This window comes from Paraflavitalea soli, assembly GCF_003555545.1.
Taxonomy (GTDB): Bacteria; Bacteroidota; Bacteroidia; order Chitinophagales; family Chitinophagaceae; genus Paraflavitalea; species Paraflavitalea soli.
The window spans coordinates 1,023,378-1,036,324 of sequence record NZ_CP032157.1 but is presented as its reverse complement, the minus strand read 5'-3'; the positions used below and the strand labels follow the sequence as shown (position 1 = coordinate 1,036,324).

Sequence of the window (12,947 nt, the reverse complement as noted above, 5' to 3'; positions counted from 1 at the left end):
CCGGCATAGGTCCGGCAACTTATTCCACACTTTTAAACAAAGCATCACTGATCCTTATCATCTGGCGTCAATACCGCTCTTACTTCCACATTGCCGCCAGCTTTGAGAATGGGATTGCTTTGGGCGATCTCAACAGCCTCTTCTATGCTACCAGCCTTTACGATCATATAACCGTTTACAAACTCTGTAGCCACTATATAGGGGCCATCGGCCACCCGGCTGCCCGGCTGAACTACTTTTGCCTGAACGGCTGAAAGACGGTTGCCCTTATCCGCGAGTTTGTTTTGTGCAGCAATACCTCCCAGCCAATTCATCCTTACCTGTACCTGCTCAGGGGAAGGATTGGCATGCGGATTCCGGCTGCTCCTGAAGATCAATACGAACTCTTTCATGGTATATACAATTTATTGTTCCCTCCTACGACGATCGAACACCGGGGACCAGGACAATAAACCCACTATTTTTTAGAAGCCCGTATCCATTACTCGTCCCGCAAAGATTGCGTAGGATTGGAGAGCGCCGCTTTGATCGTAAGCGAAGCGGTGGTTACCAGGGCAATAACCACCAGGGTGATCACCGGCAGCACAAACTGCCACCAGCTGATCGATACCCTGAACGCATACCCGTTGAGCCATTGTTGTATTAAAAGAAATGCTGCCGGAATAGCCGCCAGGCTGCAGAGCAAGATCAGTTTCACTACATCCCAGCTAAGCAACAGCAGGATATTTTGAACCGAAGCGCCCAGCACTTTGCGGATGCCGATCTCTTTGATGCGACGGGCCGTAGAATAAGCCGTTAATCCCAATAAACCAAGGCAGGTAATAAAGATGGCCAGCGAAGAGAACACCAGGAAATTGCGGCTAAAATGCACCTCCTGCTGGTATAGCCCGTTATAGAAATCATCCAGGAAAAAGAAGTCGAAGGAAGATTCAGGAAAATAGCTGTTCCAGATCTTTTCCAGTGCAGCCACCTTATCCCGCATTTGCACAGCATCCAGCTTGACGGAAACATAATCGGCCGGTATCCAGTTGAGACCCGGATCCATAAAAAGAATAAAAGGCGTAAAATCCTGTTGTAGGGATTGTTGGTGATAATCCCTGATCACGCCGATCACTTCATTGGGACGTTGCTCCAGCGTTTCCACCCATATTTTCTGTCCGATGGCCGCCTCGGGAGAAGCAAATCCAAACTGCTTTACTGCCGATTCATTCAACACCATACCCGTGGAATCAGCAGGCCGGTCCTTGTCAAATCCCCGGCCCGCAATTATCTGCAAACCATACATACTGATAAAATCATGATCGGCTTTCAGCATTTCATAGGTACGCTCTTCGGTAGCTGCAGCGCCAAACCGCCTGTTGGCCAAAGATTTCCCAACCGCCTTGCCCGGTACTGCCCCGGAAGCTGTAACTGCCTTTACACCCGGTATGCCCTGTATGCTCGTTTTCAGGCTTCGTATTTTTTGTGCGTAATCAGCTGTTTTAACAGGCGCTTTGATCACAATGGTCTGCCTGATGTTGACCCCCGTATTTTGTCCCGTCATATAATTGATCTGCCGGTATACAGCAATCGTACCGGCGATCAATAACAATGAAGCAACAAACTGGAACGCCACCATGCCTTTACGCAACAGTACGCCTCGTTTAGAAAACGAGAAACGTCCTTTCAATACGGATATGGGTTTCAACCGTACCAATACCAGGGCAGGATAAATACCCGAGAGGAAGGTGCTGATAATAAATACCAGGCCGGTATGGATAAAGAGTTCCTGGTTCATCAGTAAACCCTGCATGCCATTGGCACTGAGGAAAAGCGGCAGCCAGGATACAGACCCGATCACCAGCAGCGCCGACAATACCAGCGCCAGCACATTAATGATCACCGATTCCAGCATAAACTGAAACACCAGCTGTGAAGCAGGCGCGCCGTTTACTTTGCGTATGCCTACCTCCCGCGCACGGTCCATCGATTTGGTGGTAGCCAGGTTGATGTAATTGATATAAGCGATCAGCAGTATGATATACGCTATAATAGAGAGGAACCCGATAAAAAAACGGTTGCCCTTGGCTTCCACCTCATAGGGCTTAGCCTTATTAAGGTGAATTTCTTTTAAAGGCACCAGTTGGATACCCCATTTCAGGTCTTTCAGCGATGGGCCTGTTTTATATTTTTCTGCCAGCGCCGGGAACTGTCTTTCTATATCCGTGGTACGCGTACCAGGCGTCAGCTTTACAAAGGTGTAGCTTTCATGCTGGTACCAAAAGTCCTTCAGCCACTGCGGTGTAGTACCCCAGGAGAGGAGGAAGTTCAATTGCAACGTAGAATTTTTGGGCATATCCTTAAATACACCCGTCACCATGCATTGCATTTTTCTCGTCTGTGTAGCCACATCCAGCATCTTGCCCAGGGGATCGGCTGTACCAAAGTATTTTTTGGCGGCTGATTCAGAGAGCACAATACTGTTTACGCCTGTCAGCGCCGTAGCAGCATTCCCTTTCAGCAAAGGATAGGAGAAGAAAGAAAAGAAGTTGCTGTCTGCTAACACAACATGTTCTTCCCGGAACTTGATATCGTTGTACCGGATCACCCGTTCTGAGCCAGCCCAGCTTATACGCGCAAAGGAAGCAATACCCGGCAGGTTATCCTTCATGGCATTGGCATAACCATTCGTACTGGTAGCCCAGTCATCCGTAAGACTCCCGCCCTTGTAAAACTGGCTTTCCACCCGGTAAATATTATCCGCGTCCACCTGGTCAGTGTCATAGCTTTTTTCAAACCGTACATAAGCGCCTATCAGCAGAAAAGCGGCAAGGCCCAAAGCCAGGCCCAGTACATTGATGGTGGTATAAACTTTATTGCGTACGAGGTTGCGATACGTGACAAGCAAGATATTCCTGATCATGGGTTAGTTTTGATCCCGGAATATACTATATAAATAAAGGGATACAAAATGTATTGTCGTGATTGCCCCTGCTAAATTTCTACTGAATCAGTAACTTGTCCCTTCTTTAAACCTTTGCATATGACACGTTACCTGCTTTTTGCCTTTTTACTGATAGCCACCTCCCTGGCCAGCCAGGCCCAATCCTCCTTATACATGCCGCGTGATGTGCAGCAGGCCTATAAGAATGGTACCCGCTCACCGGATGGACAACCCGCCGGCAAATACTGGCAAAGCAAGGCCCGGTACAATATTACCATCACCGCCACCCCACCCAGCCGTACTATCCAGGGCACGGAGGAGATCGTGTATTTCAACAACAGTCCGGAACCTATCCAATACCCAACATTCAGGTTATTACTCAATATTCACAAGCCAGGCGCCCTGCGTGCAGGTAACCAGGACGAAGACTACCTCACTTCCGGCGTACACATCGACCACTTTACAGTAGATGGTCAACCGCAAACCTGGCCCGATCCCAATGGCTTTGTGCTACATCGTGTGAAACTGCCTCAGCCTGTCAAACCAGGCGACTCCGTAAAGTTCACTTTCAACTGGCATTACGACTTATCCATAACCAGCAACCGGGAAGGTGTGATCGACTCCACCACTTTCTACCTGGCTTATTTTTACCCACGCATTGCCGTGAATGATGATATCAGTGGATGGGACCGCAGCAACTTCGATGACCTGCACGAGTTTTACAGCGACTTCAACGATTATACCGTCACCATTAAAGTGCCTGCCAATTTCGTAGTATGGGGCACCGGCACCTTGCAGCAACCGGAAACTTTGTTACAGCCCGCTGTTGCCAAACGCTTCAAAGAATCCTTTACCAGCGATGCCGTGATCCCCATAGCCACCAAGGCCGATGTGGCCGCTAAAAATGTCACTACACAAAACGCCGTGAACGCCTGGCAATTCAAAGCCACCAATATACCCGATATGGCTTTTGGCATCAGTGACCATTTTGTATGGGATGCCGGCAGTACCATCGTAGATGACGCCACCGGGCGCAGGGCCAGCGTGCAGGCGGCGTATAACGATACCACCAAGGATTATCCCCACATGGTAGGCTTTGCCCGGAATGCCTTGCAGTGGTTTTCCCGCAACTGGCCCGGCATTCCCTATCCTTACGAGAAAACAACCATCTTCCAGGGATATGCCGGTATGGAGTACCCTATGATGGTCAATGACGAGACCTACGGAGAGGATACGGCGCTGGCCAGGTTGGTAGCAGAGCATGAAATTGCCCACACCTATATGCCGTTTTATATGGGTATCAATGAGACCCGGTTTGGTTTTATGGACGAAGCCTGGGCCACTTCTTTTGAATACCTTATCGGGCATGCTGCCAATGCGGAAGTTGCCGACAGGGCCTTTAAAGAATTTCGCGTTGCCCCCTTTGTAAAAGATCCCGCTGCAGAATTTGAGATCCCCATCATTACCCCCGGCACGGCTGTTACCGGCAGTGGTTTGCGCGCCAACCAATATGGCAAGGCAGCGCTTGGCTACCTGGCTGTTAAAGACCTGCTTGGAGACGCAACGTTCAAAAAATGCCTGCAGGGATACATGAAACTGTGGAACGGCAAACATCCCATTCCCTGGGATTTCTTCAATACGTTTAACCGCTTATCGGGCCGCAACCTCAATTGGTTCTGGAACAACTGGTACTTTACTTTCAACCATATTGATGTAGCTGTGAAAAGCGTTACAAAGACCAGCACCGGCTATACACTAACCATCAACAATGTGGGCGGCTTTGCCATTCCACTCGATGTGCAGATCGTATATGCTGATGGCAGTAAGGAAACCTTGCACCAGACGCCTGCCATCTGGCAAAAGAACCAGCAGCTGGCCACGGTAGCGATTAAAACAAGCAAGGCCATTACTTCTCTGTTGTTGGATGGAAATATCTTTATGGATACCAATGAGGCAGATAATATGTGGAAGGCACCTGTTAAAAAATAATACACCGGTTCATGCGCACAACCATTCCCCGATCCATTGCCTTATTGGCCACCGGCCTGCTGGCCGGCGCCTTTTTTTATACTTACCTCAACATAGTACCTACTTTTTATGAGGTACCCGAGCAAGTGCATTTCACTTTCCGCACGCAATTAATGACGCACAATGGCATTGTGATGCCTGCCTTAATGGCGCTGGCTATCATTGGTGCAGTTTGGTATGCTATCGTTTCCAGGAGCCATGCCGGTGCAAGAAATTTTGCATTGCTGGCTGCAGGTCTGGCATTGACCGCTTTACTGGTCACCAGGTTTGGCAATGTGCCCATCAACCAATTGATGAGAACATGGTCGCCGGCCAATCCACCAGCCAACTGGAAAGAACTGTTGCATACCTGGGACATATATCACCTGATACGTACGCTGGCAGGTATCGGAAGTTTTATTGCGTTTATTATTGCGGTACAACTGACAGCCGGAAATGCTGGTAAAGCTTAGGAGATAGATCAGGAGCATCTATCGGCTATTCCACCAACGTATAAGTAGTGCCATTGCCATAAGCAAAACCAATCAGTCCTTTATTTACTGTATAATAAGCTTTGGTAAGTTGAGCATCGGCAGAAGCGCCACTGATCACCTGCAGCATGTTGGTATAGGTTTTACCATTCAATACAACCGAACTTAAACAGGATTGACGGGGAGCATTGCACGAAACCTGTGCTACATCTTCCATCGTTTCAAAGTCAAACCCCGCCCCTACCTGGAAATTATCGAGGGGTGAGTAAACAGACATAAATATACGCGGGCGTGTATCTACCGATATATTCACAAAAGTCTTTCCGCTGGCGGTAAAAACATAGCTGATCGTCTCTTCGAGCACCGAGGGATCACAACTGGCACAATACGCTTTCTTAGCAATCCGTGAGGTGATGGCCACTGTGGCCTGCACGACGCGGCCAACCGGGCTGCTATATTGCACCACCTGCCCATTGGTATAAGGTAACATGAGCTTGAGGTGATCAGGTACATACACAGCATTCGTCTTCTCTTTATTACAGAGGCCAGCCATGAGCAGAAAACTCAAGAGGATCAACAGCGGGTATTTCGTCATACAAGGGGGGCCGGTTTAGAAGGCAGGCTCTTATAAAGAAACAAACTTTTCCCGTAACCTCAAAGTTGGGAACATTCCCGCACGCAGGGAAGGTTCCCACCCAAATAATCCTGCCAGTTTCCTTTGACAGGTATTGTTTTTTGCAAAGATTGTGTGTACAACGATTTGCAAAAACCAATACTTGCTATATGAGAACACTTCTCTTTATCCTGCTATTCCTGTGCACCGTTAGCAGCCGCGCACAATCATTCGGCAATGGGAATATAGTGGTCGTCCGCATCGGCACGGGCACCACACCGATGACCGCCGGCATGGCCCAGCCGGTATTCCTGGATGAGTACAATCCCTGTGGAGAATTACAACGCAGCATTGCCCTGCCGGTAACCGTCAGTGGCAGTAACCGCCGCCTTACCCTCGCTCCCCTCGCCACAGATTACACCGAAGGTTTTATCAGCCTTTCTGAAGATGGCCAATACCTGGCCCTGGCAGGTTATGATGCCGCAGCCGGCACGGCCAGTGTTGCCGCCACCACCAGCGCCACGGTCAACAGAACAGTAGCGGTGATCGATCCTTCCGGCAATGTAAACAGCAGCACGGCATTCAGCAACCGGTTCAATACCGTTGCTGTGCGTGGCGCTGTTGTCAACGGCTCCGATCTATGGGTGACCGGCGGCAATGGCGGCATTGTATATGCCACCGTGGGGAGTACGGGCACCAGCAATACGCTGATCACTACTTCTACCGGACGCTGCCTCGGCATTTATGACGGGCAACTCTATGCCTCTTCTACCGCTACCGGGTTGCGACTGGCGCGCGTAGGCACCGGCCTGCCCACCGTCACCGGGCAAACCATGGTAAACCTGCCGGGCTATGCCACCAGCGGCGGAAGCCCCTTCCAGTATTTTATGACCAGGCTCAATGGCAGTGATACGGTCAACGTATTGTATATAGCAGACAACAATGTGCTGCGGAAATATTCGCTGGTAGCAGGCTCCTGGGTAGACAATGGCACCATTGGCCTGTTTGCCGATAAATACCGGGGCGTTACGGGTATAGAGCAGGATGGCATCGTTACCTTATATACCGTGCGCAGGAATGATATTGGCGGCGAACTCATCAGGTATATTGACAGCACGGGCTACAATGCCAGTTTCTCCAACCTCAAACCGGTTATCATTGCACAGGCCGATAGCAATACAGCCTTCAGGAGTGTAGCCATGGCGCCGCAGGCAGTATCTCCATTGGCCAGGACGGCCAAAACATCGACTGCCACCCTCCGCGTATTGACCGATGTAAAGAATCCGATGGTGATGGCCGAACTGACTGCCCCGCAGCCTGTCACCGGTGTGGTACAGGTACATGACCTCAACGGCCGGTTGCTTTACACCCGCAAGGTAGCAGCCATCAAAGGAAAGAACCGCTTCCCCCTACAGGTACCTGCGGGCACACACGGCCTCTACATGGCCAGTTTTATTTCCCTGCAAGGTCATCTCCTCACCAGCAAGTTCATTTACTAATCATTAAAGCTCATCCCCATGAAATATACCATGCTACGCACCTTCCTGCTGCTGCTGATAGGCGGCCTTATCACCGGTGAAAGCTTCGCCATTAACCAACCTGCTTTGTCGGCCCCTGCCAACAACAGTACCGGCTATGTGCGCAACCCTTCCTTTACCTGGCTGGCCGTGACCAACGGATACAGTTACGACATCCAACTGGCTACCGACACCGCCTTCACCAATATCATCGTTGCCCGCAATGATCTTTTTATTACCCGTTTTGTGCCTGTAAGCCGCTTACCCCTGGGCATTGTCTACTGGCGGGTAAGAGCAAAGGACCAGGCTGGTACTGATATCAGCAGTTGGTCGGCCCGCTTTACCTATACCGTAGCGCAGCCCGTAAGAACTTATACCATACCAGCCGGCGCCACCCTTAAAGCTATCAAAGACACGATGCGCAAGGCCATCATGAATACGCCTTCCATACTGGCATTTACGGCCGACGCTACTTATGAACTCGACGCCGGCATTACCGGACTGTTTGCTATTGACACGGCCAATATAAACGACCTGATCATTGAAGGCAACAATGCCAATATCCTCATTAAGAACCATGCGCATGTAGGCTTTATGCGCATACAGAACTCCAACCGCATTACCGTACGGCGACTTAAAGTAGACTGGGACCCCCTGCCCCACTCCCTGCTGGATGTGATCAGCGTAAACAATTCCGACACCAATACATTAAATGTAAATGTGAGACTCAGAGGAGTGACCGGTAAAATGTCACCGTATTACCCTGCCATTTACAATAACCCTTCTTTTACCAATTACTGGTCGTGGGCCTACCTGGTCGATCCTGCCGATCCAGGCAGCCTGAAGAAAATAAACAACAATACGTTTGGAATTGGTCCGGCCGATGTAACGCCGCTGGCTTGTAAGGACACACCCACTTACAATATTTATCATGCAGGCAGCAAGGTAGGCAAATTCTTTGCCGTGGGTGATGTGCTGTCTATTGTAGCCAGGGACAATGTAGGACCGCTGATGAGCACCCGCAATTGTACCGACCTCGTCTTCGATAGTGTGATCAACTATGCCAGCCCCATCGGATGTTATTATTCCTATGATGGCAGCGATATGAAGGTGCTCAACTGTCAGACCACCCTGAAAGACCAAAGCCGGCTGGTATCCGCCAATGCCGATGGTGTGCATTGCCGGGCCAATGCGATAGGTCCCTGGGTGGAGAATAGTACTTTTATCGGCAATGCAGATGATGGTGTAGCCCTGTACAACAAAGGCATCTTTGTAAAAACAAAGATCAACAGTACTACGCTCACCCTCACCAACAATGAGTTCATGAACCTGAAGAAAGGACATATCTTCCGCATCTTCACGCCTAAAACAGGTAAGGTGATGAGTCCCAATTTCACCGTCGATACGGTGTACCTGCAGAGCGGTGCTTACCGCGTGCAGTTCTCTCCGGCCATCCCCACCAATGATTATGACAGCATGGTGGACATTGGACTTACTGACCTGCAGCAGAATGTACAGCTCTACAATACCAACCTGCGCAATGAAAGGTTTATGATCAGCAACAGCCGCTTCACCGTAAGGGCGCGTGGCTCCATTATACGTGCAGCCAAAGGCATGGTGGAAAACAACCAGTACTATAGTTGTTCCTCCCCGGCCGTTTCCCTGTACAATGAAGCAGCCTTCTGGTACAATGGGCTGTACAGCCGCGATATCTGGATCATGAACAACGATATCAGGACCTGCGGGTTTGACGTACTGGGCGAAGATGCCGGTTCGATCAACATACGCATCAACAAGATCGATTCTGTGGGGATCAACAACAATTTTGATGATGCCATGTCCCCGGTGTCATTGGATCACGCCAATATCCTGATCAAAGGCAATACGATCCGGAACTTTGCGCAGCATGGCATTTCCCTGTTCAATGCAGCCAATTGTACCATACAGGAAAATACCTTTATCAGTGACACGCCGGGATTCCTGTGGCCGGGCAATCATTATGGCATTTACATTAATACGACCTATGGAACATCGATCATCAGCAATAATTTTTCGGGTGATACGCGCACGCCCAAAACGTTGATACAGCGAGCCAACGATACCGCCACCACGGTAGTACCCTAACCTTATCTATACAAGACTATTACGCTCGTACAAACAAAAATGGCCCCGCTCTCTCAAGCGGGGCCATTCCATACAAATATCAGATCAATACAGGTAATTACAAACTCGCCTGTACTTATCATTCATTTAGATGTTTAAAAATAAACTACACAACCGTTAGACCCTAACAGCTTCGACTTTTAAATCGTAGCTCCTCATCCCGGCCAAATCCTGCCTTTCATTCCCCGCTGCATCCGGACCCTTGTCCATTTGCCCGGTGGCTGGCGCACCAGGCCTTTCATAGATCACAGCCGTAAAAACGAAAACCAGTGGCAATAGCCCTCAGCCGGTAGCTATACACAAAATGTGAATAGCAAAAAGCTAAGAGGGTAAAAGCTACTGTTAAAACCCAACCGCTTGTAGCCAACAGCTAAAAAACCAGTCCCGCCACAACTTGTCCCGCCACAGCGGGAGCGGGCGCTCGCAGCTTTAAGCTCGTCGCTCGAAGCTTGCTTTCAGTGTTGCACAACACTTAGTTCCATCAACCATGCTTAGAGGCCTCGTCCACATGGTCAATTGCTTTGGTAACTGTTCCATACAAACGTACGACATTCACATACCCATTTCCAAATCACCCCTGACAGTTTCCGCAATCTTCGTTTGTTTGCATGCATAATGGTTGTTTTTCCACACAATTTTAATCTGGTTATTAAAAATACGCTGAATACCAGAAATCCCCTTGCACTATAACATACAAAGTATTCAATATATTTCAAAAAGTTATAGAGCTCTTATAGAGCTGTTATAGAGCACATATAGAGCTCTTATAGAGGCCATGGTAGTAGTATTCTCCTGGGATTTCTCTGGGACTACTATGGGGAGATTTACGGGAGAGCCGTAGAACACCCCCATATCGCCCGCCCAAAACTAACCATCAGTAAAAAGTACCATCAACTCCCTGAATTATGCCACACGGATTGCACTTTTCGGATGTAGCTTTGTTTCTCAATCCAGTTCACCATGGCAAAGGAAAACATACCGGTGTATGATATCTGCAGCATCAGCAGGGAACCAGGAGCCAACGACGATTTCCTGGCCGACCGGCTCTCCAGCTACCTGCACAAATATTATGACCACCTGCATTTCCCCCATCGCCACTCCTTTTATCACCTGCTGCTTTTTACCAGGGGCAAAGGAACACATTCCATTGACTTCACCACATTCGACGTAAAGCCGTACCAAATATATTTCATGATACCCGGCCAGGTACACAGCTGGCATTTTGATAATAATATGGCGGGATTCATCATCAACTTTTCAGAGAATTTCTTCAAGTCATTCCTGCAGAACCCTCATTATATGGACCGGTTCCCTTTCTTCAGCGGTATCAGTGAAGAAGGTGTATACCAATTGCCCGTTGACCTGCACAAACAAACTGCTCAACTCCTGGAGTCGATACTGACCTATTCGGGACATGATTGGAAAAGTCATACAGATATGGTACGGGTATTGTTGCTGCAGTTGTTCCTGCTGATCGACCATTCACTCGCTGCCAACAGCAATAAAGCCATACCACAACAAAAACTAATACTGCTCCGGGGGTTCAGGCGGCTGATCGATACCCATTACCGTTCTATCCGCCTGCCGAAGGAGTATGCCGATCTCTTGTACGTAACACCCAATCACCTCAATGCGCTATGCCAGGACCTGTTGGGTAAAACGGCTGGTGAACTGATCCGCGAGCGTGTGCTCCTGGAAGCCAAGCGACTGCTCACCAATGCCCGGATGACGGTTACAGAGATTGCGTATGACCTGAACTTCCAGGACAACTCCTACTTCAACCGGTTCTTTAAGAAGTATTCCGGAATGACCCCGGATGAGTTTAGAAAACAATTTCACACCGAAAATAAATGATCATGGACATGGCCACCGCCTCTCACCAATCCACTCCCAGCGCATTCAATATTCTTAAATGTAAATGTCCGCGCTGCCGGCAGGGCAATATGTTTGTGGAAGCCAATCCCTACAAACTGAAAAGCACCATGAAGATGAATGAACGCTGCCCTTCCTGTGGACAGCCTTTTGAACTGGAAGTAGGTTTCTATTATGGCTCCAGTTATGTAAGTTATGCACTGTCTGTAGCACTCAGCGTAGCCACCCTGGTAGCCTGGTGGGTCTTTATTGGCCTTAGCACGCAGGATAACCGCTTCTTTTACTGGATGGCCATCAACGGTGTCTTACTGATCGGGCTGCAGCCTGTGCTGATGCGCCTGGCAAGAGCGCTCTGGCTCGCTTTCTTTGTGAAGTATGATAAGAACTGGAGAGAGCATGCGCCGGAACAACCCGAAAGGATCAACAAGGATCAAATGAACAACTGGTAATAAAACCGGCAGGGGTAGAGAAAAGCGATCAGTCTTCTTTATTGATGGCCTTGGGATACAACAAACGAAGTGCGTTAAATACAGCAATGTGCATAATGGTGGCATGATCTTCCTGCGGCAGATAGTCAAAATGAACGGTCACCTGCTTACTTTTTGTGGTCCTGATCTTATCTGCCAGCAGGTTGGCATCTACTTCCATTACACGGGGGTTGGCGCCGGGTGTTAATCCTTCTTTACCAACTCCGATATACACATCGGTAGGACGATCAAACTTTTCTTCCAGTAAAGCCGAAGGCTGGTTTAGCAATGATCCATTGTCCCACCACAAACTGGGACTAATAATTATGTATTTATTAAAAAGCTGGGGGCGTTTCAATAAGACCTCTGCTGCCAACAGCCCGCCCAGGGATTGACCGATGAGCATATTGGAACCAGTTCCCTTGTATTTCTTATTAATAAAGGGCTGTAACTCTTTCTCGAGAAAGGCAATGAAGAGCGCCGACCTGCCGGCCGTTTTGTACTGGTCTTTTTGCTCCTTAATACTGGTGGGAAAAGTAAAGTCTCTTTTCCTGTCGGTATTTACAATACCTACTACAATTGATTTAGGTACCCGGTCGATCCAGGAGAAGTTATTGAACTGAACAAGTCCGGCTACATGAATAAAATCTTCATCAGCCGCACCATCCAGCAAATAGATCACCGGATAGGTAACCGTGTCGTATTTGTCATATCCTTCGGGAAGATAAATGTTGACCGTTCGCTTTTCACCCAACAACCTGGAGTAGAACCCATCAGTAACACCCAACACAAAAGGTTTACTGCTATCACTCCTTGATTGTTGTGCCTGCACCAGGGTGGTCAGCAACAGGCCTATAGCTAAACAGGTATATTTCATGATGGGATGAGGTGTCT

General features: G+C 48.9%; 10 protein-coding genes. 6 read left to right on the top strand and 4 right to left on the bottom strand.

Translation table 11 applies throughout. From position 1 onward, the window contains the following. Positions 1-44 precede the first annotated feature (44 nt). Together D3H65_RS03920 and D3H65_RS03915 are read right to left on the bottom strand one after the other, a co-directional pair. Entirely contained in the window at positions 45-392 is a 348-nt protein-coding gene (locus D3H65_RS03920) for a YciI family protein (RefSeq protein ID WP_119049010.1), read from the bottom strand. Between the two features lie 89 nt (positions 393-481). Further along, complete coding sequence (locus D3H65_RS03915) at positions 482-2,902, bottom strand: ABC transporter permease (RefSeq protein WP_119049009.1); 2,421 nt, start codon at positions 2,900-2,902, stop codon at positions 482-484. Positions 2,903-3,022: 120 nt separating this feature from the next. Here D3H65_RS03915 and D3H65_RS03910 point away from each other — a divergent pair, with 120 nt between their 5' ends. Both D3H65_RS03910 and D3H65_RS03905 read left to right on the top strand, forming a co-directional pair. After that, complete coding sequence (locus tag D3H65_RS03910) at positions 3,023-4,912, top strand: M1 family metallopeptidase (protein ID WP_119049008.1); 1,890 nt, start codon at positions 3,023-3,025, stop codon at positions 4,910-4,912. A gap of 11 nt (positions 4,913-4,923) precedes the next feature. Further along, positions 4,924-5,403: a DUF1772 domain-containing protein gene (locus tag D3H65_RS03905; RefSeq protein ID WP_119049007.1), complete on the top strand. Its 480-nt coding sequence runs from the start codon at positions 4,924-4,926 to the stop codon at positions 5,401-5,403. A 25-nt stretch (positions 5,404-5,428) separates the two neighbouring features. On the opposite strand, the gene D3H65_RS03900 is transcribed toward D3H65_RS03905, so the two are convergent. Next, positions 5,429-6,016: a hypothetical protein gene (locus tag D3H65_RS03900; protein WP_119049006.1), complete on the bottom strand. Its 588-nt coding sequence runs from the start codon at positions 6,014-6,016 to the stop codon at positions 5,429-5,431. A gap of 188 nt (positions 6,017-6,204) precedes the next feature. On the opposite strand from D3H65_RS03900, the gene D3H65_RS03895 reads away from it, so the two are divergent. From D3H65_RS03895 to D3H65_RS03880, 4 genes are all read left to right on the top strand, one after another. After that, positions 6,205-7,533: a hypothetical protein gene (locus D3H65_RS03895; protein WP_119049005.1), complete on the top strand. Its 1,329-nt coding sequence runs from the start codon at positions 6,205-6,207 to the stop codon at positions 7,531-7,533. Between the two features lie 18 nt (positions 7,534-7,551). Then, positions 7,552-9,675: a right-handed parallel beta-helix repeat-containing protein gene (locus tag D3H65_RS03890; RefSeq protein WP_119049004.1), complete on the top strand. Its 2,124-nt coding sequence runs from the start codon at positions 7,552-7,554 to the stop codon at positions 9,673-9,675. A 999-nt stretch (positions 9,676-10,674) separates the two neighbouring features. Further along, positions 10,675-11,568, top strand: a complete 894-nt coding sequence (locus D3H65_RS03885) for an AraC family transcriptional regulator (protein ID WP_119049003.1) — start codon at positions 10,675-10,677, stop codon at positions 11,566-11,568. Between the two features lie 2 nt (positions 11,569-11,570). Next, the gene (locus tag D3H65_RS03880) at positions 11,571-12,035 is read left to right on the top strand and encodes a DUF983 domain-containing protein (protein ID WP_245999679.1); all 465 of its coding nucleotides are present in this window, start codon (positions 11,571-11,573) and stop codon (positions 12,033-12,035) included. Positions 12,036-12,063: 28 nt separating this feature from the next. Here D3H65_RS03880 and D3H65_RS03875 read toward each other — a convergent pair whose 3' ends face one another. After that, a complete protein-coding gene (locus tag D3H65_RS03875) occupies positions 12,064-12,930 on the bottom strand; it encodes an alpha/beta hydrolase (RefSeq protein WP_119049001.1) in 867 nt (288 codons plus the stop codon). Between the last annotated feature and the right edge of the window lie 17 nt (positions 12,931-12,947).

What these genes read in the sequence shown, in the direction of transcription:
- D3H65_RS03920 (WP_119049010.1), bottom strand. Translation starts at nt 392, where the DNA reads ATGAAAGAGTTCGTATTGATCTTCAGGAGCAGCCGGAATCCGCATGCC.
- D3H65_RS03915 (WP_119049009.1), bottom strand. Translation starts at nt 2,902, where the DNA reads ATGATCAGGAATATCTTGCTTGTCACGTATCGCAACCTCGTACGCAAT.
- D3H65_RS03910 (WP_119049008.1), top strand. Translation starts at nt 3,023, where the DNA reads ATGACACGTTACCTGCTTTTTGCCTTTTTACTGATAGCCACCTCCCTG.
- D3H65_RS03905 (WP_119049007.1), top strand. Translation starts at nt 4,924, where the DNA reads ATGCGCACAACCATTCCCCGATCCATTGCCTTATTGGCCACCGGCCTG.
- D3H65_RS03900 (WP_119049006.1), bottom strand. Translation starts at nt 6,016, where the DNA reads ATGACGAAATACCCGCTGTTGATCCTCTTGAGTTTTCTGCTCATGGCT.
- D3H65_RS03895 (WP_119049005.1), top strand. Translation starts at nt 6,205, where the DNA reads ATGAGAACACTTCTCTTTATCCTGCTATTCCTGTGCACCGTTAGCAGC.
- D3H65_RS03890 (WP_119049004.1), top strand. Translation starts at nt 7,552, where the DNA reads ATGAAATATACCATGCTACGCACCTTCCTGCTGCTGCTGATAGGCGGC.
- D3H65_RS03885 (WP_119049003.1), top strand. Translation starts at nt 10,675, where the DNA reads ATGGCAAAGGAAAACATACCGGTGTATGATATCTGCAGCATCAGCAGG.
- D3H65_RS03880 (WP_245999679.1), top strand. Translation starts at nt 11,571, where the DNA reads ATGGACATGGCCACCGCCTCTCACCAATCCACTCCCAGCGCATTCAAT.
- D3H65_RS03875 (WP_119049001.1), bottom strand. Translation starts at nt 12,930, where the DNA reads ATGAAATATACCTGTTTAGCTATAGGCCTGTTGCTGACCACCCTGGTG.